This window comes from Kribbella sp. NPDC050241, assembly GCF_044459685.1.
Taxonomy (GTDB): domain Bacteria; phylum Actinomycetota; class Actinomycetes; order Propionibacteriales; family Kribbellaceae; genus Kribbella.
The window spans coordinates 77,818-101,161 of sequence record NZ_JBITJE010000004.1 but is presented as its reverse complement, the minus strand read 5'-3'; the positions used below and the strand labels follow the sequence as shown (position 1 = coordinate 101,161).

At 69.5% G+C, this 23,344-nt stretch carries 22 protein-coding genes; 13 read left to right on the top strand and 9 right to left on the bottom strand.

The window, feature by feature from the left end; genetic code table 11:
- Positions 1-53 precede the first annotated feature (53 nt).
- Entirely contained in the window at positions 54-1,061 is a 1,008-nt protein-coding gene (locus tag ACIBG5_RS20745; protein ID WP_396393118.1) for an acetylxylan esterase, read from the bottom strand.
- Positions 1,062-1,091: 30 nt separating this feature from the next.
- Between ACIBG5_RS20745 and ACIBG5_RS20740 the strand changes: the two genes are divergently transcribed.
- Entirely contained in the window at positions 1,092-2,546 is a 1,455-nt protein-coding gene (locus ACIBG5_RS20740) for a sulfatase (RefSeq protein WP_396393117.1), read from the top strand.
- Positions 2,543-3,541 (top strand): phosphotransferase family protein, encoded by a 999-nt coding sequence (locus tag ACIBG5_RS20735; protein ID WP_396393116.1) that lies wholly within the window; start codon positions 2,543-2,545, stop codon positions 3,539-3,541. Before ACIBG5_RS20740 ends, ACIBG5_RS20735 begins: the two co-directional genes overlap by 4 nt.
- Here ACIBG5_RS20735 and ACIBG5_RS20730 read toward each other — a convergent pair.
- Positions 3,538-6,285 carry an AAA family ATPase gene (locus ACIBG5_RS20730; protein ID WP_396393115.1) on the bottom strand — a complete coding sequence of 916 codons (2,748 nt, stop codon included), beginning with the start codon at positions 6,283-6,285 and terminating at the stop codon, positions 3,538-3,540. The two genes, ACIBG5_RS20735 and ACIBG5_RS20730, sit on opposite strands and share 4 nt — an antisense overlap.
- 179 nt (positions 6,286-6,464) lie before the next feature.
- On the opposite strand from ACIBG5_RS20730, the gene ACIBG5_RS20725 reads away from it, so the two are divergent.
- From ACIBG5_RS20725 to ACIBG5_RS20705, 5 genes are read left to right on the top strand one after another with little or no spacing between them, the layout of a single operon-like run.
- Complete coding sequence (locus ACIBG5_RS20725; protein WP_396393114.1) at positions 6,465-7,184, top strand: SDR family oxidoreductase; 720 nt, start codon at positions 6,465-6,467, stop codon at positions 7,182-7,184.
- Positions 7,185-7,197: 13 nt separating this feature from the next.
- The gene (locus ACIBG5_RS20720) at positions 7,198-8,055 is read left to right on the top strand and encodes a DUF427 domain-containing protein (RefSeq protein ID WP_396393113.1); all 858 of its coding nucleotides are present in this window, start codon (positions 7,198-7,200) and stop codon (positions 8,053-8,055) included.
- Complete coding sequence (locus tag ACIBG5_RS20715; RefSeq protein ID WP_396393112.1) at positions 8,052-9,734, top strand: MOSC domain-containing protein; 1,683 nt, start codon at positions 8,052-8,054, stop codon at positions 9,732-9,734. The genes ACIBG5_RS20720 and ACIBG5_RS20715 overlap by 4 nt, the downstream gene beginning before the upstream one ends.
- A complete protein-coding gene (locus ACIBG5_RS20710) occupies positions 9,734-10,159 on the top strand; it encodes a VOC family protein (protein ID WP_396393111.1) in 426 nt (141 codons plus the stop codon). The genes ACIBG5_RS20715 and ACIBG5_RS20710 overlap by 1 nt, the downstream gene beginning before the upstream one ends.
- Positions 10,156-12,039 (top strand): Na+/H+ antiporter NhaA, encoded by a 1,884-nt coding sequence (locus ACIBG5_RS20705; RefSeq protein WP_396393110.1) that lies wholly within the window; start codon positions 10,156-10,158, stop codon positions 12,037-12,039. The genes ACIBG5_RS20710 and ACIBG5_RS20705 overlap by 4 nt, the downstream gene beginning before the upstream one ends.
- Here ACIBG5_RS20705 and ACIBG5_RS20700 read toward each other — a convergent pair.
- Complete coding sequence (locus ACIBG5_RS20700; protein WP_396393109.1) at positions 12,026-13,102, bottom strand: mandelate racemase/muconate lactonizing enzyme family protein; 1,077 nt, start codon at positions 13,100-13,102, stop codon at positions 12,026-12,028. The genes ACIBG5_RS20705 and ACIBG5_RS20700 overlap by 14 nt on opposite strands.
- Positions 13,103-13,429: 327 nt before the next feature.
- Between ACIBG5_RS20700 and ACIBG5_RS20695 the strand changes: the two genes are divergently transcribed.
- The 5 genes from ACIBG5_RS20695 (at position 13,430) to crcB (ACIBG5_RS20675) (ending at position 17,026) form a co-directional block, all read left to right on the top strand.
- Positions 13,430-14,842, top strand: a complete 1,413-nt coding sequence (locus tag ACIBG5_RS20695; protein WP_396393108.1) for an MFS transporter — start codon at positions 13,430-13,432, stop codon at positions 14,840-14,842.
- A gap of 56 nt (positions 14,843-14,898) precedes the next feature.
- Positions 14,899-15,750 carry a helix-turn-helix transcriptional regulator gene (locus ACIBG5_RS20690; protein WP_396393107.1) on the top strand — a complete coding sequence of 284 codons (852 nt, stop codon included), beginning with the start codon at positions 14,899-14,901 and terminating at the stop codon, positions 15,748-15,750.
- A 93-nt stretch (positions 15,751-15,843) separates the two neighbouring features.
- Complete coding sequence (locus ACIBG5_RS20685; RefSeq protein ID WP_396393106.1) at positions 15,844-15,987, top strand: hypothetical protein; 144 nt, start codon at positions 15,844-15,846, stop codon at positions 15,985-15,987.
- 185 nt (positions 15,988-16,172) lie between these two features.
- The gene (gene crcB, locus ACIBG5_RS20680) at positions 16,173-16,655 is read left to right on the top strand and encodes a fluoride efflux transporter CrcB (protein WP_396393105.1); all 483 of its coding nucleotides are present in this window, start codon (positions 16,173-16,175) and stop codon (positions 16,653-16,655) included.
- Positions 16,652-17,026: a fluoride efflux transporter CrcB gene (gene crcB, locus ACIBG5_RS20675; RefSeq protein WP_396393104.1), complete on the top strand. Its 375-nt coding sequence runs from the start codon at positions 16,652-16,654 to the stop codon at positions 17,024-17,026. Before crcB (ACIBG5_RS20680) ends, crcB (ACIBG5_RS20675) begins: the two co-directional genes overlap by 4 nt.
- Before the next feature lie 22 nt (positions 17,027-17,048).
- Here the strand turns inward: crcB (ACIBG5_RS20675) and ACIBG5_RS20670 are convergent, their stop codons facing one another.
- The 5 genes from ACIBG5_RS20670 to ACIBG5_RS20650 form a co-directional block, all read right to left on the bottom strand.
- Positions 17,049-17,342, bottom strand: a complete 294-nt coding sequence (locus ACIBG5_RS20670; RefSeq protein WP_360454558.1) for a DUF1905 domain-containing protein — start codon at positions 17,340-17,342, stop codon at positions 17,049-17,051.
- Between the two features lie 57 nt (positions 17,343-17,399).
- Positions 17,400-18,395 (bottom strand): cation diffusion facilitator family transporter, encoded by a 996-nt coding sequence (locus ACIBG5_RS20665; protein ID WP_396393103.1) that lies wholly within the window; start codon positions 18,393-18,395, stop codon positions 17,400-17,402.
- A 59-nt stretch (positions 18,396-18,454) separates the two neighbouring features.
- A complete protein-coding gene (locus ACIBG5_RS20660; protein ID WP_396393102.1) occupies positions 18,455-19,378 on the bottom strand; it encodes a ketopantoate reductase family protein in 924 nt (307 codons plus the stop codon).
- 36 nt (positions 19,379-19,414) lie between these two features.
- The gene (rox, locus tag ACIBG5_RS20655; RefSeq protein ID WP_396393101.1) at positions 19,415-20,842 is read right to left on the bottom strand and encodes a rifampin monooxygenase; all 1,428 of its coding nucleotides are present in this window, start codon (positions 20,840-20,842) and stop codon (positions 19,415-19,417) included.
- A gap of 208 nt (positions 20,843-21,050) precedes the next feature.
- A complete protein-coding gene (locus ACIBG5_RS20650; RefSeq protein WP_396393100.1) occupies positions 21,051-21,194 on the bottom strand; it encodes a GPGG-motif small membrane protein in 144 nt (47 codons plus the stop codon).
- Positions 21,195-21,334: 140 nt separating this feature from the next.
- Between ACIBG5_RS20650 and ACIBG5_RS20645 the strand changes: the two genes are divergently transcribed.
- Complete coding sequence (locus ACIBG5_RS20645; RefSeq protein WP_396393099.1) at positions 21,335-22,018, top strand: ANTAR domain-containing protein; 684 nt, start codon at positions 21,335-21,337, stop codon at positions 22,016-22,018.
- 25 nt (positions 22,019-22,043) lie between these two features.
- On the opposite strand, the gene ACIBG5_RS20640 is transcribed toward ACIBG5_RS20645, so the two are convergent.
- Positions 22,044-22,991, bottom strand: coding sequence for a helix-turn-helix domain-containing protein (locus ACIBG5_RS20640; protein WP_396393098.1), 948 nt, complete (start codon positions 22,989-22,991; stop codon positions 22,044-22,046).
- Positions 22,992-23,344 lie beyond the last annotated feature (353 nt).

Sequence of the window (23,344 nt, the reverse complement as noted above, 5' to 3'; positions counted from 1 at the left end):
GGTCTCAGTCTGACCGACGCTGTTGACCGTGTAACGACAGCCGCGGCGGAAACTCATCGGTCCGCCGATGACTCCTTTCCGGCGAAGATCTCCGCGAACCAGTTCAGCTGGGCGAGCTGCTGGTACGTCTGCCCGCCCTCGTGCTCGTTGTACTGGTAGACCTCGATCTCCTTCTGCGCGCTGCCGTAGTGGTTGTAGGCCGCGAACACGGTCGACGGCGGGCAGGTCGCGTCCATCAGCGCGACCGAGAACAACGCCGGTGCGGTGGCCAGGCGGCCGAGATTGACGCCGTCGAAGTAGCTCAGCGTCCGGAGCGCCGGTTCGACGTGCTCGCGGAACCCCTTCAGGAACCGGGTGATCTCGCCGTACGGGTCCTTGTCGGTGATCTGCAGCGCCCGCTGGAAGTGGCACAGGAACGGTACGTCGGGAGCGCAGCCGAGCAACTCGATCCCGGCCAGGCCCGCGAGCCCCGCGGCCGCGATCGCGATGCCGCCGCCCTGGCTGCCACCGGTGACGATGATCCGGTCCGGGTCCACGAAGGGTGACGTCCGGACCGCCTCCAGTGCCCGGATCGCGTCGATGAAGACCCGCCGGTAGTAGTAGGTCTCCGGGTCGGTGATGCCGGCGGTCATGAAGCCGGGAGTGTGGTTGAGACCGGCGTACGCGCTGTCGTCCGCCGTACTGCTGCCGCCGCCGACGCTGAAGCCCTGACCGCGGGTGTCCATCACGAAGTGGGCGTAGCCGGCCTGCGCCCACAGGTTGGTCGCGTGCGGGAACCCGCGGCCGCCGGAGTAGCCGAAGTACTGGACCACCGTGGGCAGTGGTCCGGTCGCCCCGGCCGGCACGTGCAGCCAGCCCTTGATCGGGGCGCCGCCGAAGCCGGCGTACGTCACGTCGTAGGTGTCGATCACCGCGAGCTTGTTGTCCACCTCGGTGAACGTCGCGTTGAGGTCGTCGGTACGCGCCTTCTCCAGGGAGCGGCGCCAGAAATCGACCAGGTCGGCGGGTGCGGCCACCTCGGGCCGGTACGCGCGGAGCTTGTCGAGGGAAAAATCGAACATGGCCATGGGCAACAAACCTAAGGTGGAACCATGCCTTCGCCCAACCTCGTGTTCATCATGTCAGACGACCACGCCGCGCACGCCATCTCGGCGTACGGGAGCAAGGTCAACCAGACCCCGCACCTGGACCGCTTGGCCCAGGACGGCGTACGGATGGACGCCACCTACTGCACGAACTCGATCTGCTCGCCCTCGCGGGCCTCGATCCTGACCGGTACGTACAGCCATATCAACGGGGTCGCCTCGATCTACACCGACATCGACTACCGCGTGCCGACGTTCGCGGAGGTGCTGCATGGGGCCGGCTACCAGACCGCCCTGTTCGGGAAGTGGCACCTCGGAGAGCGGCCGGAGTCCGCGCCGCGGCACTTCGACTCCTGGCAGGTGTTCCCGGGGCAGGGTGACTACGTGGATCCGTTGATGATCGGACCGGACGGAGCGCAGACCGTAGCCGGGTACGCCACCGACATCGTCACGGACCAGAGCATCGACTGGCTGCGGCAGCGCGACCCCGACCGGCCGTTCCTGCTGCTGGTGCATCACAAGGCGCCGCACCGCCCGTGGGTGCCGGACGAGAAGCACAAGGAGCTCTATCCGGTCGGCTCGATCCCCGAGCCGAGCACGCTGTTCGACGACTACTCCACGCGCAGCCGTGCGGTGCGCAGCGTCCGGATGTCCGTGGCGGACGACCTCGGTGCGGAGGAGCTCGGCGAGGAGTTGCCGGAGGAACTGCGTGGGCCGGAGAACCGCACCGAGCGGATGCGATGGAAGTACCAGCGCTATCTGCGCGACTACCTGCAGTGCGTCCAGTCGATCGACGACAACGTCGGCCGGCTGCTCGACGTACTGCAGTCCGAAGGGCTGGCCGAGGACACGGTGGTCGTCTACACGTCCGACCAGGGGTTCTTCCTCGGCGATCACGGCTGGTTCGACAAGCGGCTGATGTTCGACGAGTCGTTGCAGATGCCGATGCTGATCCGCTGGCCGGGCCGGATCCCGGCCGGCAGCACCTGCGATGCGATGGTGACCAACGTCGACTTCGCCGCGACGTTCCTGGACATGACCGGGATGGACGCCGCCGGCGTTCTGCCCACGTCGCAGGGCCGGAGCTTCCTGCCGCTGCTGCGCGGTGAGGAGGTCGCGGACTGGCCGGACGCCATGTACTACCGGTACTGGGAGCACGACGATCCGAATCACCATGCGCCCGCGCACTACGGCGTACGGACGAAGGAGTTCAAGCTCATCCACTACTACGGCGCCGGCCTCGGCGTACCCGGGTCGTCGGAGCAGCTGTCCGAACCGGAGTGGGAGCTCTACGACCTACTGAAGGACCCCGAGGAGCTGGTGAACGTCGCGGACCACCCGTCGTACGCCGACATCCGGACCGCACTGACCAAGCGGCTCGCCGACCTGCAGCAGCACTACCAAGACATCCCGTACGCCGGCCCGACAACGCCGCACCCGCACTGGCCGTGGGCCTCATGACCAGCACCGCCGAGGTGAGTGCAGCCTTGGGTACGCCGGTGTCCGGTGTGGAAGTGCTGGACACGTTTGCGGCGTCGGAGGCCGAGGTCGTACGGCTGCGAGTGCGTTCGGCGGGTGGAAACCAGACCACTGTCATCGCCAAGCGCGCGACCGGCGCCGGGGTGGCGGCGGCGCGGCGTGAGATCCGGTTCTTCGTGGAGCTCGCACCACGGTGGGACCATCCGGCGCCGCGGTTGCTGGGGGCCACGGATGCTGGTGACGAAGTCCTGTTGTTGAGCGAAGACCTGGAGGCGGCCGGCTACCGCGTGGTCGGCGCTGAGGTGTCGCACGCCCAGTTGCACGGCACGATCGACATGCTGGCGGGTTTGCACGCGCGATTCTGGAACGACGTACCGGAGTATCTCCTCAGCGCATCGGAGCCGTCGGTGACCAGTTCGGCGCAGGCGTTACCGCGCGAGGTGATCAAGCGGAACGCCGCGGCGGTGCGCAACGAGGCCGCCCAGTTCTTCCCGACGGCGACCGAGCTCGACGACGCGGAGCGCTCGGTGCTCGAGGAGATCCTGGAGCGGTGGGAGCGCCAGTTCCTGGCCCGCGTCGCCGGCGGTCGCGCGATCACGCTCGTCCATGGCGACCTGCATTTCCTCGGCAACGTGTTCTTCAGCGCGGACGATCCACGGCCGAAGGTGATCGACTGGTCGGAGCTGAAGCCCGGGCTCGGGCCGCACGATCTCGCCTACTGCCTGTCGGTGGTCCCGACCGGCGACCGGCTCGCCCGCGATCGTGAGCTGCTGCGGCGCTACTGGGAGGCGTTGCGCGCCGCCGGTGTGGACGACTACAGCTGGGATCTCTGCGAGTGGGACTTCCGGTTCTCGGTGATCAGCAATCTCTTCCAGTCGGTCTTCCAGCGCAGCGTGCGGTGGTACCGGACGTCGCTGGCCGCCATCGACGTTCTCGACGCCCAGGCGACCCTGATCGAGCCGCCGCCCATCGGCTAGGGCGGCAGCACTCGGTCGAGCTGGCTGCGGGAGGTGATGCCGAGCTTGGTGAAGACCTTGCGCAAGTGGTACTGGACGGTGCGGGCGCTGATGAACAGGCGGGTGGCGATCTCCGGGTTGGACAGGCCGTCGCGGGCCATCCGCGCGATCTGCGCCTCCTGCGCGGTCAACTCGCTCTGAGCCGGTACGACGCGTTTGCGCGCGGCAGCCCCCGCAGCCTGAAGCTCCCGGCGGGCCCGCTCGGCGAAGCCGGCCATCCCCATCGCGTCGAACATCCCGTGCGCCGTCCGCAGATACTCCCGGGCGTCGCTGGGACGACGCTCGCGCCGCAGCCATTCGCCGTACAGGAGGTGGGCGCGGGCGAGCTCGACCCGCACCCGGGTCTTGTCCAGGTGGGCGATCGCTTCGCGGTAGAGCCGTTCGGCGGTGTCACCCGCACTGACCAGTGCCAGCGATCGGGCGTGGACTCCGAGCGCCCAGTCGGTGCCGGTCGCCGTCGCCATCTCGCCGAGCCGCTCGCAGGCGCGGTACGCCGTGTCGATCGACCCACTGCGGACAGCGGCCTCGACGAGCTCGCTCGGTACGAACATCACCGACAAGGCGTCGCGCGGATCCTCACAGGCTCGCTGCGCCGCCTCGGCCGCGTCCCGGTAGCGGCCGAGTCCATTGTCGAGGACCGCGGCCGCCCACTCGGCGAACGCGATCCCGATCCCCTCGCCACGCCGCGACCCGTCCTTCTTGGTGGCCTCACCCAGGGCCAGCGTCTCGGTCCGGTCGCCCCGGAACGCGGCCAGCGCGAGCCGCCCGTACGGCGCGAGGTTCCCGCCGGTCGCCTCGTTGGCCGCCTGGACCTCGTCGGTCAGCGACGCCGCCGCGTCCAGATCGCCAGCGAACAACCTCGCATAGGCGAGTGAGGTCAGCGCCAGCGCCCGATCGTTGACCACACCGGTCTCGCGGGCGAGCTGCAGGTGCCGCCTGGACAGTTGCTCCCACCGGTCCGCGTCCCACAGCCGCAGTGCGGTGGTGGTTGCCATCCACAGCAGTTGCAGCTCCTCCTCGACGGACACGTCGGTGCCGAACGCCGCCAGAGCCTGGTGCAGTGTCGGCGCTCCAGCGGCGTACCCGTCCCGGTAGTACAGCGCAGTACCGTCCAGGAGCAGGTCCGCCGACCGCATCACCACCGGCCGCGGTGCCGTGGCTGCCTCGCGGGCGACGTCGATGACGTCGCCGCCCGGGGTCGCGAGCCGGCTGGCGAAGATCGCGGCCGACAAGGCATCCAGGTACGTCGCCCGCGACAACCCGACATCGATGGTCTCGAGCCGCTTGGCCGCCTTGAGCATCAGTTGTGGTGCGTCGTTGCCGCGGTTGGTGAAGAAGGCGAGCTGCGCACGAACGAGGTCGGCCCGGGCCCGCTGCAGGTCGGTCAGAGGCTCTGCCTCGGCCATCGCGAGCAAATCCGCCGCAGAGTCGAAGGCGCCGGTCCCGAGCTCCGCGTGCGCGGCCGCCAGCGCCCGGTCCGCGCGCTTCGCCGGGTCGAACGTCAGCGCGGCCGCGCGTTGCAGGAAAGCAGCGGTCGCGGCCAGGCCACCCCGCGCACTCGCCCGCCCGGCCGACAGCTCGAGCTCGGCAGCGACCTCTTCGTCGGGTCCGGGGGTTGCCTGCGCCCGGTGCCACGCCCGCCGATCCGGATCGGCCTCGGCGTCGGTCAGCTCGGCCAGTACGCCGTGCACCTGACGCCGTTCCCCGGCCGACGCCGACCGGTACGCCGCCGATCGCACCAGCGGATGCCGGAACCGGATCCGCGTCCCGAACTCCGCCAGCCCGGCGTCGGCCGCCGCTGCCGCGGCCTCCGGACCGATCCCCAGTCGCTCGGCGGCACGTCGTACCAGCAGGTCGTCACCGGACGGATCCGCGGCGGCGAGCACGAGCAACCGCCGGGTCTCGTCGGGTACGGCGTTCACCCGGCGGACGAAGCTCTCCTCGATGGTCCCCGCACCTGGCAGACCGAATCCGCCGGCCAACTGCGCCGGAGTCAGCCCGCGCGGCAGCTCGAGCAGCGCCAGCGGATTCCCGTGTGCCTCGGCGACCAACTGGTCCCGTACCTGCGCATCGATCGGCCCGGTCAGTACGGCGTCCAGCAGCCGGCGCGCCTCCGTGTCGCGCAGACCGCCTATGGGATACCCAGGCACGCCGGCCAGGTCGCCGGCGACCGCGCGGGTCGCGAAGACCATCGCCACCGACTCGGCGTCCAGCCGGCGGGCGACGAAGGCGAGGATCTGCGCCGAGCACCGGTCGAGCCACTGCTGGTCGTCGACCAGACAGACGAGCGGCTCCTGCTCGGCTGCCTCGGACAGCAGCCCGAGCACAGCCAGTCCGATCAGGAACAGGTCCGGAGCGGGGCCTGCGCTGATGCCGAACACCGTCCGTAGCGCCTCCCGCTGTGGTGGCGGCAGCACATCGATCCGGTCCAGCACCGGTGCGCACAGCTGGTGCAGACCGGAGAACGCCAACTCCATCTCGGACTGCACCCCCGCGGCGCGCGTCACCCGGCATCCGGCCGACTGCGTCTCGAGGTAGTCGAGCAGTGCGCTCTTCCCGACGCCGGCCTCGCCGTGCAGCACCAGAGCGCGACTCTCGCCGGCCCGGACAGCGCCCATCAGCCGGTCGAGCACGCCGCACTCCAGGTCGCGGCCCGTCAACTCGATCGCACGCCGCCAACCCGGCGGCTCGGCCTGCCCATGCACGTCATCACGCTAGCGGCTGGCGAGCACGGGCGGACCTGGCTGGCCAGTGGCGGATGCGGACGCGGATCCCCGTCCCGCAGGCTCATGCCGGGCGCCCGGGCCCGCATTCCGAGCCGCGGATCGCCGCAGCCATCCGTTCGCGTCCGGTAATCCGCTGCCCTCCCGAAAGGACCCTCGCCATGGCCACACCACTCCAGGACCGCACCGTGCTCGTGATCGGGCGCGGCGGCGGGATCGCCCGCGCCGTGACCACGGCCGTGCGCGACGCGGGGGCACAGGTCATCGCGGCCGGCCGGGACCAGGAGGCTCTCGCCAAGGCGTACGCCGACGATCCGGGCGTCCGGACCGAGTACGTCGACCTCACCGACGAGGCCACCATCGCCGCCCTCGGGGAACGGATCGGCAGCGTCGACCACATCGTCTCGACCGCCTCGGCCCGGGCGCGCGGCAAGCTCGCCGACCTCGATCGGGAGAAGGTCCGGCTGTCGTTCGACACCAAGGTGATCGGCCCGCTGATGCTCGCCAAGCACCTGGCGGTGCGGATCAGCGAGGGTGGCTCGTTCACGCTGTTCTCCGGCGTCGCCGCGGCCAAGATCGCCGTCGGCACCCTGGCGGTGGCCATCACCAACGGCGCAGCCGACGTACTGGCCCGGTCGCTCGCGCTCGAGCTGGCTCCCATCCGGGTGAACGCCGTCTCCCCCGGCGTGATCGACACCGGCGCCTGGGACGCCCTCGGGGACGCGGGCAAAGCGGACTATTTCGAGGACATGAGCACCCGCAACCCTGCCCGGCGGATCGGCACCACCGATGACATCGCGGCGGCGGTGCTGTTCGCCATGACCAACACCTTCCTGACCGGTACGACGCTGCGCATCGACGGCGGCGAACCGCTGATCTGAGAGGAGCCGAACCATGGGCCTTTCCTGGCAACAGGGTCCGCTCGCCACCGCGGCGATCGGCCGATTCCTGGTCCCCGACCCACTGCCCGAGCGACTGCTGTTCGCCGAGCCGCTGCGCCGGCGGATGCGGGTGAAGTTCGGCGACCGATGGATCGCCGACAGTGCGGACGTCGTACTGCTGCATGAGCCGGCGCGGTATCCGGTGGCGTACTTCCCGATCGGTGACATCGTGACCGGTGTCCTGGAGGCCGCCGAGCGGACCACGCAGCATCGCGACTTCGGCGAGACGACCTGGTACACCGTGACCGCGGGCGACAGCAGCAAGACCCGCGCGGCCTGGCAGCACACCGCTCTGCCCGATCACGCGAGCGATCTGAAGGGACGCGTCGCGTTCGCGTGGCGGGCGATGGACGCGTTCTACGAGGAGGACGAACGGATCGTCGGCCACGCTGCCGACGCCTACCACCGGATCGACATCCGGCAGACCAGCCGCCATCTCGTCGTCCGCGACGGCGACCGCGTCGTCGCCGAGTCCACCCGGCCGCTCGCCCTCTACGAATCGGGCTTCGCACCGCGGTGGTACGTGCCGCGCGAGGACGTGGACGACTCGGCGCTGACCCCGGTCGATGGCCAGACCTTCTGCCCGTACAAGGGTCTGTGCAGCTACTGGGACATCGGCGACGCCCGCGGTGCGGCCTGGGGCTACGAGGACGCCTGGACCGAGGTACGGCGGATCTCCGGGATGATCTCGTTCGAGCCGGACAAGGTCGAGGTGGAACTGGACGGCACGCGGCTGCGGCTGGAGCCTGGACAGAGCGTGATCTCGCACGGGGTCGACCGCGATCTGACCGTGGAGGAACTGTCCGGATGAGCGATGCGGCAACAGTGCTGGCGGTGAACGTCGGCCGGCCGAAGGACGTCGGCTGGAACGGCAAGACCGTCTACACCGGGGTGTGGAAGGCGGCGGTCGACGGCCCGGTCATGGTCCGGCGGCTGAACATCGACGGCGACGGGCAGGGCGACACCGCCGGGCACGGCGGCGAGATGCGCGCCGTACTCGTCTATCAGATCGACTCGTACCGGTACTGGGAGCAGCACTTCGGGCGGGACGACTTCGTCTACGGGCAGTTCGGCGAGAACCTCACCGTCGACGGGCTGCCCGACGACGAGGTGTGCATCGGCGACCGGTACCGGATCGGCGAGGCCGAGTTCGAGGTGACCCAGCCGCGGGTCACCTGCTACCGCGTCGGCATGCGCGTGGGCGAACCCGAGCTGCCCGCGTTGCTGGTCAGCCACCACCGGCCCGGCTTCTACTGCCGGGTGATCACGGAAGGGCACATCGAGGCCGGTGACCAGATCATCAAGACCAGGACCGGTCCGGGTGCCCTGAGCGTCGCCGAGATCGACGCCCTGCTCTACCTACCGAACCGGGATGTCGCGAAGCTGCGCGTCGCGACACAGATCCCGGCCCTCAGTCCAGGCTGGCTCGGCTCGTTCCGCGATCTGCTGGAAGAGACCACCACCCCCAAGCCGGCCTGGGACGGCTTCCGTCCGTTGCGGGTGACCGAGGTGATCCCGGAGAGCGCGACCGTCTCCTCGATCCGCCTGGCCGCGTCGGACGGGAGCCGGCTGCCGGCCGCACGCGCCGGTCAGTACCTGACGTTCAAACTCGAGGACGCCGGTCTGCCGGTCCCGGTGCGGAGCTACTCGCTGTCCTCCTCGCCCGGGACCGGCTCGTACCGGATCAGCGTCAAGCACGAACCGCACGGTGTCGGGAGCAGCTACCTGACCACGAACCTGCGGCCGGGCGCCGTACTGGAGGTTGCTGCGCCGCGGGGCGAGTTCGTGTTGGAGGAATCGACCGGTCCGATCGTGCTGCTCTCCGCTGGGATCGGGCTGACACCGGTCCTGTCGATGTTGCATGACCTCGCGGAACGACGCAGTACGCGCGAGGTCTGGTGGATCCACTGTGCTCGAGGGCCGGACGAGCATCCGCTGGCGGCTGAGGCGCGGGAGCTGCTCGGGTCTCTGCCCAACACGCACGAGTACATCTGCTACACCGCGACCGAGGGTCGCCTCACCAAGGACAAGCTGGTCGACCTGGCCCTCCCGGTCGACGCGACGGCGTACATCTGCGGACCGGCCGGGTTCATGACGGACATGCGCGAGGCGCTCACCGCGATCGGCATCGATCCGGCCGGTATCCGGACCGAACTCTTCGGCGCACTGCCGCCGACGAACCCGGGCATCACCGACCAGACCACACGACCGCCGCACCAGCCACCAGGACCGCCTGGCAGCGGGCCTCTGGTGACCTTTGCCCGCAGCGGCATCTCCACGCCGTTCCGGGACGGCAGTGTGCTCGAGCTCGCCGAGGCCTGCGACGTACCGACGCGCTGGAGCTGCCGTACCGGTGTCTGCCACAACTGCATCACTCCACTGCTGTCCGGTGAGGTCACCTACTCCCCCACGCCGCTGGAGCCACCGCCCGAAGGTCAGACGCTGGTCTGCTGCGCCCGACCGACCACCGATCTAGTTCTGGACATGTGATGGAATTTTCTCTGGAAGTCGTCACCCTGGCCGTCCGCGACGTCGACGAGGCCAAGGCCTTCTACACCGAGAAGCTCGGCTTCGCCCTCGACGTCGATTACCACCCGCGCGCCGGCTTCCGGGTCGTCCAGGTGACCCCGCCCGGCTCGGCCTGTTCGATCCAGTTCGGCGACGGGCTGACCGACGCGGCGCCCGGCTCGGCGCGCGCGAACTACCTCGTGGTCGCTGATCTGGCGGCAGCGCACGGCGAACTGGTTGCCCGCGGCATCAAGGTTTCCGACATCCGGCACAAGTCTCCGGTGGACACCTGGGACGGCGGGTTCGCACCCGGTGTGGACCCCGAACGCCGCAGCTACGCGAGCATGGCCGACTTCGCCGACCCCGACGGCAACACCTGGACCCTGCAGGAGATCAGGCGCTCATGAAGCCGAAGGACCCGGGCGACCTGCCGATGTCCATGGTCGGCCCGGCCAGCAGTCCGCTGCGTGCCTTCCTGCGGACCGAGGCGGCCAGCGCCGCGATCCTGGCGGGCGCGATCGTGCTCGCGCTGATCTGGGCGAACGTCGCCACCGACCAGTACGACGCCTTCTGGGACTGGGTTCTCGCGGTCCGGATCGGGCCGTGGTCGGCCGAGCTGGATCTGCGCACCTGGGTGAACAGCGGGCTGATGGCGTTGTTCTTCCTGGTCGTCGGACTGGAGGCGCGGCGCGAGTTCGACCTCGGCGAACTGCGGGAGCGGCGCCGGATGATCCTCCCGGTCACGGCCGGTCTGGCCGGCATGGTCATCCCGGTCCTGATCTACCTGGCGATCAACCGATCGGGCTCCGGTGTCCACGGCTGGGGCGCGGCGATGTCGACCGACACCGCGTTGGCACTCGGTGTCTTCGCGGTGGCCGGGCAGCACGTCCCCGATCGGATCCGGACGTTCCTGCTCACCGTGTTCGTCGTCGACGATGTCGTCGCCCTGCTCGTCATCGCGGTCGCGTACACCAGCGAGATCCACCTGACCGGGCTGCTGGTCGCGATCGCGGCGTACGCCGGGGTCCTCGCCAGCACGCGGTTGGGATACCGCTACCGCCGGCCGGTCTTCACCCTGCTCGCGCTCGTGGTCTGGGCCGGGTTGCTTGCCAGCGGCATCGACCCCGTCGTCGCGGGTCTCGCGGTCGGCCTGGCCACGTCGGCGTACGTGCCGCGCCGGGACGCGTTGGAGCAGGCGACCACTCTGGTCCGGCTGTTCCGCGAGCAGCCGACGCCGGAGCTCGTCCGTTCGGCGACGCGCGAGCTCACCGGGACGCTGTCGGCGAACGCGCGGCTGCAGCACGCCTTTCACCGATTGACCAGCTACGTGATCGTTCCGCTGTTCGCGTTGGCCAACGCCGGGATCGTGATCGACGCAGACCTGCTGAAGGCAGCGTTGACCGCGCCGGTCACGGTCGGGATCGTCGTCGCGTTCGTCATCGGCAAGCCCGTCGCCGTGGCGGGCACCTCGTGGATCCTCACTCGGACCACGCATGGCGCCGTACGTCCGTCGGTCGGCTGGGCCGGCGTACTCGGCAGCGGCATGATCTCGGGCGTGCCGTTCACCGTCTCGTTCCTGATCGCGGACCTGGCCTTCACCGGCCCGACGCTGGAGGAGGCGAAGCTCGGTGTGCTGGCGGCCGCCATCGCAGCGGCAGTGCTGAGCGTGAGCTTCTACCGGCTGATCGGATTGCTGCCGGTCCGCACCCGCACCCGTGCGCTGCTCGGGACCGCCACCCTGCCCATCGACCTCGCGCCACCGGTCGACCCGTCCCGCGACCACATCCGCGGTCCGGCCGAGGCGACGGTGACAGTGGTCGAGTACGGCGACTTCGAGTGCCCATGGACTCAGATGGCCGCACCGACGGCCCGGGAACTGCTCGCCGAGAACAATCACATCCGCTACGTGTGGCGGCACCTGCCGCTGCCCGACGTACACCCGCACGCCCAGCTCGCCGCAGAGGCCGCCGAGGCCGCCGGCCGGCAGGGCAAGTTCTGGCAGATGCACGACCTCCTGCTCACCAACCAGCAGAATCTCGAGCTCGACGACCTCCTCGGGTACGCCGCTGACCTCGGCCTCGACGTCGACCGTTTCCGCGAGGACCTCGTCCAGCACGACCACACCACTCGCGTCGCGCAGGACGTCGACTCCGCCGACCGCAGCGGAGTGGCCGGCACCCCGACGTTCTTCATCAACGACCACCGCCACGACGGCCCCCAAGACCTGCCCGTCCTCAACCAGGCCATCCAGCTGGCGTACGACGAGCAGCTGGCTACTTCAACGTGATGCCGAAGCCGGGTTCGTCGGACAGCGTGAGGTGGCCGTCGGCGAGTGTGTACCCGTTTCCGTCGGTGCCCACTGTGTTGCCCGGGACGCCTTCGATGATGGTGACGTTGCCGAGTCCAGCTGCGATGTGGGCGGCGTACAAGGACTTGAGCGGCATCCCCCAGGCGTGCGGGGATGCCTCGGCCGACGTCTCGGCGAGGCGTGGCATGGTGCGGCGCCAGGCGGTCAGGCCGTGGCCGACGACGTCCATCAGGGCGACGTCGACGAGGCCTTCCTGCGCGAGTCGGAGGATGTGGTCCTCGTCCGGATCGAACTCGCCGTCGGCGATCTTCGGCTGCCACGAGAGCGTCGCGAGGTGCTCGCGGAGGAAGCGGAAGTCTTCCCAGCGTTCGGCGAACGGTTCCTCGATCCAGTACAGGTGGCAGGTGGACACGGCGGCCAGGTAGGCGGTCAGCGCGTTCGCGGTGTAGCCGTCGTTCGGGTCGACCAGGATGTCCGCGTCCGGGTACAGCTCGCGGGTCAGCAGCGTCACCTCGATGTCGCGCTCGAGGCCTTCCTGCGGGTCCATCCAGCGGTAGCCGCGGCCGAGCTTCAGCTTGAAGTCGCGGAAGCCGAACTCGTAGTCCTGCGCCAGGTTCGCCCGGATCGCATCCGTCCCGGCAGGCGCGTCGTCGGGGTCCAGGTCGTCGAAGTAGATCCCGCCGCTGTAGCTCCGCACCCGCGGCGACCCGGCCGCGCCGAGCATCGCGTACACCGGTACGTCGAGGATCCGCGCGGCCAGATCGTGCAGCGGATAGTCGAGGAACTCCGCAGCCGGATCGACCACTCCCCGGGCCGGATCGATCAGCTCGGCCAGGTTCTTGCCGATCAGCCGCGCCGGATCACCGTCGTACAGCGGCAGTCCCCAGCCGCTGGCTCCGCGATCGGTCTCGACGACGTACGCCGTCGAGGTGTTGCCGCTGCCGTGATGACCGCGGAAGGAGTTCCGTCCGACGGCCCGGAGATAGCGCGAGCCGACCTCGGCGGTCGTGACGGAGCTGACCACATGCCGGGAGAGAGTCACCCTGGAACCCTACGTCCGACCGGCCGGGCACCGGATGCGAAAGGCGCGTCGTCCTGTTCGGGCCTCGTCGGCCTGGTCCTGCGACCACGACGGGTGTACCGCGAGGTTGAGTGACGCCTGCTGGCTGGCTGCTGCCTCCTTGCGGACCGGCTCGGCTGGCTCGGCCGGCACCGCTCTCGGCAGCTCACGAATCGCACTCATGCCGTCCATCAGGCCGTCCGGCCGTGGCTGTGCCTGTCACTGTCAGTGCTAGGCAGAAGGGAGTGAGGTACGGCGGGTCCGATGTCACGACAGTGGAGAAACCAACCTCCGAAAGGACTTTCTCCCATGAGTGTCGTCGGCCTGACCACCCCCACGGTCAGCCCCTCGCGGCAGCGACTGGTGTTGCTGGTGCTGCTGACCGCAGGTTTCACCCTCGCGGTCGACTTCTCCATCCTGAACGTCGCGCTGCCGACCATCGGTCAGGACGTCGGGCTGCCCCTCGCGCACCTGCAGTGGATCGCCACCGCGTTCGCGCTCTGCGCCGCCGGCTTCACGCTGCTGTTCGGCCGCGTCGCCGACCTGTTCGGCCGCAAGCGCCTCTTCCTCATCGGCATGGCCGTTCTCGGCATCGCCTCGCTGGTCGGTGGACTCGCCACCACACCGACGATCCTGATCGCCGCCCGGATCGCTCAAGGCCTCGCCACCGCAGCGGTCACCCCGGCCGCGCTGTCGCTGCTGACCACCTCGTTCCCCGAAGGGCCGCTGCGGGAGCGCGCGCTCAGCCTGAACGGCGCTCTGATGGCTGCGGGCTTCACCACCGGCGCCATCCTCGGCGGCCTGCTGACCGACATCCTCAGCTGGCGCTGGGCCTTCTTCATCAACATCCCAGTCGCAGCGATGGTGCTGCTGCTCGGCCCGCGCACCCTGGTCGAGGGCCGGCCGAAGGACCGGCTGCGGCTGGACGTCTGGGGCGCACTGACCGCGACCGGCGGCCTGCTGGCCCTCGTGTACGGCTTGACCAGGGTCGGCGAGACCTCCTGGACCGACGCCCATGCTCTGATCGCGCTGGCGGCGGCCGTCATCCTGCTGGTCGGCTTCCTCCTGGTCGAGCGGCGGGTCCAGGACGCGCTGATCCCGCTGCCGGTACTGCGTCGTCCGTCGGTCCGGTGGGGCAACCTGGCCGGTCTGCTCGCGTTCGCCACCGAGACCTCGCTGGTCTTCCTGCTGACCCTCTATCTGCAGAAGGTGCTCGGCTACTCGCCTCTGACGACCGGTCTGTCGTTCGCGGTCCTCGGAATCGGCACAGTCCTCGGCGGCCTGGTCGCACCGAAGGTGCTGGGCCGGATCGGCTCCCGCAAGACGATCGTGACGGGCTTCGTGCTCCAGGCAGCGGCCACTGTCCCCCTGGTACTGCTGGGCACCTCGAGCGGCTGGATGGTTCTGTTGCTCATCACCACGTTCGTGGGCGGCGTGGCCAACCTGATCGCCATCGTCGGCTTCATGGTCACCGCGACGTCCAACCTGCCCGACGAAGAGCAGGGCCTGGCGACCGGTCTGACCACGATGAGCCAGCAGGTCGGCATCACAATGGGCATCCCGGTGATGAGCGCCATCGCCACGGCTGCGATGCACGGCGCGGACAGCCCGGATCAGGTGATCAACGGGGTCACGACAGCCATCTGGGTGAACGCCGGCCTGGCTGTGCTGGGCGCCGTACTGACTGGCGTTCTGCTGCGGCCGGCGAAGGGCGGCGAGTGACCATGTGCCGGAATTGTGCCGAGTGGGACCCAGGCACCGGCTCTACGATGGACTTCGTGGAGACCGACCTCGGACACTTCCTGCGCAGCCGGCGAGCCCGGCTGCAGCCTCAGGACGTCGGCATGGTCTCGTACGGCGCCCGCCGGGTGCCGGGACTGCGCCGGGAGGAACTCGCTCAGCTGGCCGGGGTCAGCATGACCTACTACACCCGGCTCGAGCAGGGCCACAGCGAACAGACCTCCGACGAGATCCTGCTCGCCATCGCCCGGGCGCTCCGCCTGGACGACGACGAGACCGCCCACCTGCGCAACCTGGCCCGCCCGTCGAACCACCGCCGCCCACAGGCACCGGAGCCCGAGGCGGCTCGCGACGGCGCCCGCCGCCTGGTCACCGCGATGAGCGGTGTCGCCGGGGTCGCGATGGACCGGCGCAGCGACGTACTGGCCTGGAACTCCACGGCCCACCGCTTGCTGGCCGGCCACTACGACGAGCACAGCCCCGACTCGCCCGACACCCGGCCGAACCTGACCCGGATGCTGTTCCTGGACCCCCACACCCGCGAGCTGTACGTCGAGTGGGAACTGGAGGCCGAGCGGTCCGTGGCGTCCCTGCGGCTGGTCGCCGGGCGGCACCCGGACGATCGCTACCTGGCCGAGCTGATCGGGGAGCTCTCCATGAAGAGCCCCGACTTCGCCCGGCTCTGGTCGAGCCACTCGGTCCTCAACTGCTCCTTCGGCACGAAGGTCTTCCAGCACCCGATGGTCGGCCGGCTGGAGCTCGGCTACGAGGCAGTGCAGTTCCCGGACGGCTCGGCCCACCGTCTGCTGATGTACACCGCCCAGCCCGAGTCCGCCTCAGCCGCCGCCTTCGACCTCCTCGACCGAGGCACCGCGGACATCACGCCCTGAGCCGGAGAGCGCGGCCTGTTGCCAATTGCAACGAGGTCGGGCGAAACGTTTCTGGGGCTATGACCGATAGGTCTCAGGAGGGGGTGATCCGGTATGTGCGAGGCGACCCGCAGGATGATGGCGTTACTGCGGCTTCTGGAGGGGGAGCGCGCCCAGTCCACGGCGGCGGACGACGACGTACTGCTGGACACCCATTTCGGCGTCCATTCGCGGGAGTTCCCGTTCGATCGGTTCTGACCTGCCGACCGGCCGGCAGGCGGACTGGGGGATCGGCGCGGCCGGCGGGCTAGGTATGCTGGCGGGGCTTGACCGGCGGTGGGGCTCGCCGGACCGAACCGTCGCCACCCGGCGGCCAACAGTCCCTACCTGTCGAACCGTGCGGCGCTCGGCGCCGACGCCTGTCCAGGTAGGAGATCGATCGGATGCAGCACGAGCGGACGGACCCGGCCGCCTGGGAACCCGTCGACCCCGATGTCGACCTGCGCCACGACCGCCCGGTACGCCGTACCGGGGACACCGCTGTCCTGAGCGTCATCGCGGCCGGCGGTGCCATCGGGGCAGTGGCTCGGTATCTGGTCGGCCAAGCGTGGCCGACCACACCCGGCTCCTTCCCCTGGGCGACCCTGGTCATCAACGTCGTCGGCTGCGGCCTGATCGGGATCCTCATGGTCGTGGTCAGCGAGGTCCTGACCCGGCAACGGCTGATCCGCCCCTTTCTGGGCACCGGCGTACTCGGCGGGTTCACGACGTTCTCGACGTACGCGCTCGACATCCAGCAACTCATCGCCGGCCGGCATCCCGGAACGGCGCTCCTCTACCTCGCCGCCACGGTCGCCGGTGCCCTGATCGCCGTCTGGGCGACCGTCACCGCGACCCGAGCCCTGGTCGCCGGGAGAATCCGATGAGCGTTCTCCTCGTCATCGCCGGCGCCGTGATCGGAGCGCCGCTGCGCTACCTCACCGATCGCGCCGTCCAGAAGCGCCACGACTCCGCGTTCCCGTGGGGCACGATCTGCGTCAACGTCGTCGGCTCGCTGATCCTCGGCGTCGTGGCAGGCGCGAGTACGGCGTCCGCACTGCCGCATCAGGTCCAGCTCGTCGTGGGCACCGGGTTCTGCGGCGCGCTCACGACGTACTCGACCTTCTCCTACGAGACGTTGCGGCTCTACGAGGACGGCGGCCGGTTCCTCGCCGTCGCGAACGTGGCCGTCAGCATCGTCGCCGGTCTCGGCAGCGTCTTCCTCGGCGTCGCGATCAGTCAGGCCATCTGGCCCTAGTCAGGTTATAGTCAGGTCACAGTCAGGCCAGGGTCATCGTGACCGAGATCGTGTCGCCTTCCCCGATGCCCTCGGCCTTGCGGACGCGATCCTTGAGCGGCAGCACGTAGCCGCCGTCCTTCGGGAACAGCGACGTCGTCCATTCGGTGCCGCCGATCGTCGCGCGGACCGGCACCACACCCCAGCCGTAGGTGACCGCCGCGGCGACCTCCTGCAGTTCCGCAGCCTCGTCCTCCGGCACCGTGACGAAGTAGTACGGCGCCGGCCCACGCCACTCCCAGATCTCGCCCTCGAAGTGCAGCTCAAGAAGGTCCACGCGGCAGATGCTAGCCCCCATTCCGGACGTCTACCTTCCGGATCTGGTTGAGCGCGCTCAGGCTGACGGGTCGACGTACCAGGCGGGGAGCTGGACCGGGCGCAGGTCGGTGAGGTCGCCGGGGCGGCTCAGGGTGAGGACCGCTCGCTGGATCTCGGGCCGCGCGTTCAGGGCGTCCTCGACCGCGGTCAGCCGGACGGCGACGTCGGACTCGCGATCGTTGCCGGTGACATCGACCGCGGCGACCAGGAAGACCTTGTCCGCGCCGACCCACTCCATGTGCAGGAAGCTGACCCGCTCGATGGCGTCGTGCTCCAGCAGGGCGCGCAGGACCCGGTTGCGGCCCAAGGGCGAGACAGCCTCGCCGGTCAGGAAGTCCATGTTCCGGCTGATCAGGAACAGCGCGACACCGCCGAGCAGCAGACCGACCACGATCGATCCGATCGCGTCCCAGACCGGGTCGCCGGTGAGCTGGTGCAGCAGGATGGCCAGCGTCGCGATCACGATGCCGATCAGCGCCGACAGGTCCTCGACGAACACCGCACGCAGCGCCGGATTCGAGGTCAGCCGGACGTACCGCAGTGGCCGCAGCATCCGCTCGAACGCACCGGCCTTCGTCTGCCGCAGCGCCTGCGCGAACGAGATCCCCTCCAGCACGAACGAGATCCCGAGTACGGCGTACGCCCAGCCGTACGACGTACCGCCCTCGCCACCGTGCAGAGACTGGATGCCGTGCCAGACCGAGACCGCCGCACCGACGATGAACAGGCCGAAGGCGGCGAACATCGACCAGACGTAGCCGACCCGGCCGTACCCGAGCGGATGCGTCGCGTCGGCCGGCTTCGCGCCCCGGCGCTCGCCGATGAGCAGGAAGATCTCGTTCCCGGTGTCCGCCCAGGAGTGTGCGGCCTCCGCCAGCATCGCCGCCGACCCGGTGATCACAGCCACCACCGACTTGGCCGTCGCGATCAGCAGATTGGCCGTCAACGCCACCAGTACGGTGACGAAGCTCTCCCCGTTACCTGAAGCCGCAGCCTCCTGCCCGGAACTCACTCTCCGACCCTAGCCCGGCTTGTCCAGGAGCGGCGACAACCTGGCGACTGCGCGTGTGGTCAGCCCGCGCGGCCCTCGCTGTGCACCGACAGGATGTCGGTGATCGCGCGGTTGCACGGCGTCGGGATGCCGAGGGTGTTGCCTCGGGCAACCACATCCCCACTGAGCCACGGCACCTCGAGCCGGTTGCCGCGGTCGAGATCGTGGTGCATCGACGACGTCATGTCGGCGGGCACCGTGTCGATGAACGCGAGCCGTCCGTCGGCGAAGCCGGCCGGCAGCGGCACCCCCTGGGCTTGCGCGACCTGCACGACCTCGTCCATCACGTCGTGCAGGAAGGCGCGAGCCCGCGGGTGGCTGCGGATCGGGCCGATCGGCGTACGGGCGGAGGTCGTCGTACCGGACAGGCCGACCAGGAAGACGAACTTCTCCCAGATGGACTGCTCGATCTGACCGCTGATCTCGGCATCGATGCCACTGGCCACACAGGCGTCGTAGAACTCCTGCACCCGCGCCGAGGTGCTGCCGTCGTACTCACCGACGACCAGCTTCTGCAGCGGTCCGGAATGGCGGATGACACCGGGCTCGGCGATCGTGGCGGCGATGTAGGCGACGCCACCGATGACGTGCTCGGGGCCGAGAACGCTACGCAGGATGTCGTCCTTGACCACACCGTTCTGGAACGACACCACGCCGGTACGCTCGGTGAGCAGCGGCTCGATCAGCTTGGCCGATGCCTCGGTGTCCCACAGCTTCACGCCGAACAAGACCAGGTCGACCGGGTCCAGCTGCGCCGGATCGTCGGTGACCGCGACCGTGGGCAGTCGCGCATCGCCGAGTTGGCTCTCCAGGCGGAGGCCATGGGTGCGCAGCGCCTCGAGCTGGCGGCCCCTCGCGATGAACGCGACGTCATGCCCGGCCAGCGCCAGCCGGCCGCCGAAGTACCCGCCGATCCCTCCGGTCCCCATCACCGCGATCCGCATACAGCCTCCTCGTTGGACGCCCGTACAAGGTATCGCTCAGCCGGCGGCGGCCCCGAACCACCTCGGGAGGTGCCCCTGCAGATCCTCCTGAGCCTCACCGACCCACGCCACGTGGCCGTCCGGCCGCAGCAGCGCCGCGGGCACGTCCAGTTCCTCGCTGACGTCGACGACGTGGTCGACCCGATCCGCCCAGCCTGCCACCGACAGCCTGCCGGTCTGGTCGAGCAGGAGTCCGCGGCCCTCGTGCATCAGCTCGTAGAGGCGACCGCGCTTCAGCTCCACGTCCCGCAATCGGCGGCCGAGGAGTTCGTGACCCTCGCCGAAGTCGTAGCGGATCGCGATCGCGGTGTTCTTCTCGATCAGGTACCGGTTCACGTCCTCGAAGTCCATCAGCTCCCCCAGCAGCCGGCGTAGTGCCTGGGGACCCGGCTCGGTGGACAGCAGCTCCATCTGCGCGCGCGTGTTCACCAGTACGTCGGCCGCCACCGGATGCCGTTCGATCTGATAGCTGTCCAGCAGTCCCTCCGGTGCCCAGCCGTTGACCTCGGCGGCCAGTTTCCACCCGAGGTTGAAGGCGTCCTGGACGCCCATGTTGAGCCCCTGCCCGCCGATCGGCGGATGGACGTGCGCGGCGTCGCCGGCCAGCAGCACCCGACCGGACCGGTACCTCTCGGCCAGCCGGGTGCCGTCGCCGAAGCGGGACAGCCAGTTCGGTGAGTGCGCGCCGAAGTCGGAGCCGGCAGTCAGCCGCAACTGCTGCTTGAACTCCTCGATCGTCGGCGCCTCCGCACGGTCTTCGGACACCACCGGTGCGCCGGGAACAACGAACCGGAACACGGTGCCCCCGACGTGCATGGCACCGAACCGCAACTGGGTCTTGCGGACCTCCGTCCCCACCGCGGTGACCGTCTCCGGCGGAGCGGTCACCTCCATCTCGCCGAGCAGCGTGTCGACCCGGCTGGGTTCGCCCGGGAATCCGACGCCGAGCAGCTTGCGCACCGTACTGCGGCCGCCGTCGCAGCCGACCAGGTAGCGCGAGCGCAGTTGGGTGCCGTCGGCCAGATCGACGGTCACGCCGTCGTCGTCCTGGCTCAGCCCGACCAGCTCGGAGCCGAGCCGGATGTCGGCGCCCAGCTCGGCGGCACGTTCGGCCAGCAGGCGGTCGGTGATGGCCTGCGGGATGCCGAGCAGGTATCCGTGTGCGGTGTCCAGCCGCTCCGGCGCCGGCTTGTAGATGCCGGCGAAGCCGCCGACCGGGTACTTCGTGCCGAGCGCGAGGAACCTTTCCAGCAGACCACGCTGGTCCATCACCTCGATACTGCGTGCGTGCAGACCCAGCGAGCGGACGATCTTGGTCGGCTCCAGCGCCTTCTCCAGCACGACCACGTCCACACCGTGCAGCCGCAGCTCCGCGGCCAGCATCATGCCGACCGGCCCGCCACCGGCAACGATCACGTCGATCATGCAATCCCCCTGATTTCCGTAGGTTCTGCGTTCCGGTCGGCGATTCTCCAGCAGAACCCGGGGCTTGCGGCAAGTCCCCCGGTGCGTTATAGGTTGATAGTGGCAGGGAGTGCAAAATCTCCTTGCCTTTCCTTTTGCCCACCCCGAACGACGCCTGCCCCCACGCGGAGGCGACGTGGGGGCAGGCGACCGGTTTTCCGGTAAACAACTAGGTGAAGATGCTGACCCCACCCGGCCCGACCAGCAGGCCGATCACGATCAGCGCCGCGCCCCACAGCACCTGGCCGCGGAACAGGGAGACGATCCCGGAGATCACGAGGATCACCGCGATGATCCACAGAATGAGAACCATGGCCCTTCCCATCAGACGGGCCGGGCGAACACCCGGCAACTGAACTCCCCGTGCTCCGATCCGGTGCCCGCGCCCAACCCCGCACAAACGGTGGATCTCAGCCGGGCATGGTCGGCGGCCGGGCGGGTACTGGGCCTGACATGAAGCGCGGTGCGATTCTCGCCCGATTGATCGAGGCGATCACAGTGGCGCCCGCGCGCAGTCGTCCCGATGAGCTGGGGCGCACCTGTCGTGACCTGCTCGGCGCGGTCGGTACGTCGATCACGATCGAGAACTCGGCCACGAACCGCGTCACGCTGACCGCCACCGACTCGACAGCCGCGCGGCTCGAGGATCTGCAGGACGTCCTCGGCGAGGGGCCGGGCCATGCGGCCTACGGCGCCGGCGAGGCGGTCGCGGCGCACCTCGAGACCGACAGGCGGTGGCCGGAGTTCGTCCGCTCGGCGCTGGCCGCAGTCGGACCGCTGACCATCCGGTGCTTCCCGATCCGCCCGGGCGGACGCCCGTTCGGTGTGCTCAGCGCGTACGTCGCCAACGGCCGGACGTTCACGGAGAGTCCGCAGACCTCGCAGTTCGTCGCCGACGCACTCGGTGTCGCGCTGCTCAACGATCCACCCACCGGCGACGAACCCGACGACCGCAGCCCGTGGATGTCGCGCGCCGTCGTCCATCAGGCGACCGGGATGATCGCGGGCCATCTGGGCCTGGCCATCGACGATGCCTCGGCCCTCCTGCGTGCCCGCGCCTACGCCCGCGACGAGACACTGTCGCGGGTGGCCCGGCTCATCGTCAGTCGCCGACTGCAACTCGACGGCGATCGCTGACCGTCGCCCAGGGCAACGATCGGGTTCAGCGACCCAACGTTGTCCTCGGCAACTCGCCGTACTGCTCCCGGTAGGCGGCGGCGAAGCGACCCAGGTGGTGGAAGCCCCAGCGCGCCGCCACGGCTGTGACGGACAGCTTGGCCGGATCGCCGGCGAGGAGTTCGGTGCGGACCTCGGCCAGGCGCAACAGGCGCAGGTACGCCATCGGGGTGGTCCCGAGATGCCGCTGGAAGGCGGTCTGAACGGCACGCACAGTCACCCCGGCGGCCGCAGCGACGTCACCGACGGCGACGTCCTGATCGACACTGGACTCCAGGAAGGCGATCGCCCGCTGCACGGTCCGCGGATGCGCGTCAGGCCCGTCGGCCCGATCCTGCGCGATCAGCGCCGTGTTCGGGAACGCGGCCAGAACGCTCGAGGCGAGCAGGCGCGAGACCGAGGACTGCAGCAGCACCGACGTCCGTACTGTCGAGTCCGGCAGCACCTGATCGCCCAGATAGTTGATCGTGCTGACCAGGTGGCGGGCGGCCGCGGCCGAGTGCGGGCGATGGCCGAGCAGCCGGACCGGCCCACCGGTTCGGTTGTCAACGCCTGCGGTCCGGGTGAGCAGCGCGGGATCGAACATGGTGATGCTGTAGCGCGACCGGCAGACCTTGCCGACGTACGGGCGATCCGGCGGGGCGAACGAGACGACATCGCCCGGGCCGAAGGCGTCCTGCCAGCCATCGGTGGCGTGGTCCTGCACAGTGCCGGCCTCGACCACGCACAGGCAGATCTTGCCGAGCGGGTCGGCGTCGTACTTCATCTCGAAGCCGATGTCGAGCCGGTCGACACTGATCGAGCCCACCGCCTCGCGGGTGATCCGCGCGCTCACGTCGTCCGTGCCGCCGCCGATCCGCATCTTGGTGTACGCGCGGTTGAGGAACTCCTCGGTGCGCGCCAGATCGCGGCTCTCGAATGTGAGGGACTCCATGCACCCATCCTGCGAACAGTCCCCAGCGGCCGACTTCTTCAGCCGACCCCAAGGTACGCCAAGCGGCGCGATGCATCCATCTGGGCATTCGGGGCACAGGGAGGGGAGAGAGGTTGCTCAACGCTCGGGCGGTGGGAAGCCTCGAGGTCTGGACCCGTTCAGTGGCGCAGCGGGCCCAGACCGCACCAAACGGCTCGTTCCGACGGCACAATCCGGAGAACGCACCCTCCGACGGCCGGAGAACGACAATCCTGGCAGGGTCACTGAGTTGTTATCCCGCAGCGCGGCGGGATCGGTCATAGGACCGGCATGATGACCACGGGCGCTCACAGGCGGGCGTCCCTGGTGACCCC

Excerpts from the sequence above, each read along its gene's own strand:
- ACIBG5_RS20745 (WP_396393118.1), bottom strand. The coding sequence starts at position 1,061 with ATGTTCGATTTTTCCCTCGACAAGCTCCGCGCGTACCGGCCCGAGGTG.
- ACIBG5_RS20740 (WP_396393117.1), top strand. The coding sequence starts at position 1,092 with ATGCCTTCGCCCAACCTCGTGTTCATCATGTCAGACGACCACGCCGCG.
- ACIBG5_RS20735 (WP_396393116.1), top strand. The coding sequence starts at position 2,543 with ATGACCAGCACCGCCGAGGTGAGTGCAGCCTTGGGTACGCCGGTGTCC.
- ACIBG5_RS20725 (WP_396393114.1), top strand. The coding sequence starts at position 6,465 with ATGGCCACACCACTCCAGGACCGCACCGTGCTCGTGATCGGGCGCGGC.
- ACIBG5_RS20720 (WP_396393113.1), top strand. The coding sequence starts at position 7,198 with ATGGGCCTTTCCTGGCAACAGGGTCCGCTCGCCACCGCGGCGATCGGC.
- ACIBG5_RS20715 (WP_396393112.1), top strand. The coding sequence starts at position 8,052 with ATGAGCGATGCGGCAACAGTGCTGGCGGTGAACGTCGGCCGGCCGAAG.
- ACIBG5_RS20710 (WP_396393111.1), top strand. The coding sequence starts at position 9,734 with ATGGAATTTTCTCTGGAAGTCGTCACCCTGGCCGTCCGCGACGTCGAC.
- ACIBG5_RS20705 (WP_396393110.1), top strand. The coding sequence starts at position 10,156 with ATGAAGCCGAAGGACCCGGGCGACCTGCCGATGTCCATGGTCGGCCCG.
- ACIBG5_RS20695 (WP_396393108.1), top strand. The coding sequence starts at position 13,430 with ATGAGTGTCGTCGGCCTGACCACCCCCACGGTCAGCCCCTCGCGGCAG.
- ACIBG5_RS20685 (WP_396393106.1), top strand. The coding sequence starts at position 15,844 with ATGTGCGAGGCGACCCGCAGGATGATGGCGTTACTGCGGCTTCTGGAG.
- crcB (WP_396393105.1), top strand. The coding sequence starts at position 16,173 with ATGCAGCACGAGCGGACGGACCCGGCCGCCTGGGAACCCGTCGACCCC.
- crcB (WP_396393104.1), top strand. The coding sequence starts at position 16,652 with ATGAGCGTTCTCCTCGTCATCGCCGGCGCCGTGATCGGAGCGCCGCTG.
- ACIBG5_RS20660 (WP_396393102.1), bottom strand. The coding sequence starts at position 19,378 with ATGCGGATCGCGGTGATGGGGACCGGAGGGATCGGCGGGTACTTCGGC.
- rox (WP_396393101.1), bottom strand. The coding sequence starts at position 20,842 with ATGATCGACGTGATCGTTGCCGGTGGCGGGCCGGTCGGCATGATGCTG.
- ACIBG5_RS20650 (WP_396393100.1), bottom strand. The coding sequence starts at position 21,194 with ATGGTTCTCATTCTGTGGATCATCGCGGTGATCCTCGTGATCTCCGGG.
- ACIBG5_RS20645 (WP_396393099.1), top strand. The coding sequence starts at position 21,335 with ATGAAGCGCGGTGCGATTCTCGCCCGATTGATCGAGGCGATCACAGTG.
- ACIBG5_RS20640 (WP_396393098.1), bottom strand. The coding sequence starts at position 22,991 with ATGGAGTCCCTCACATTCGAGAGCCGCGATCTGGCGCGCACCGAGGAG.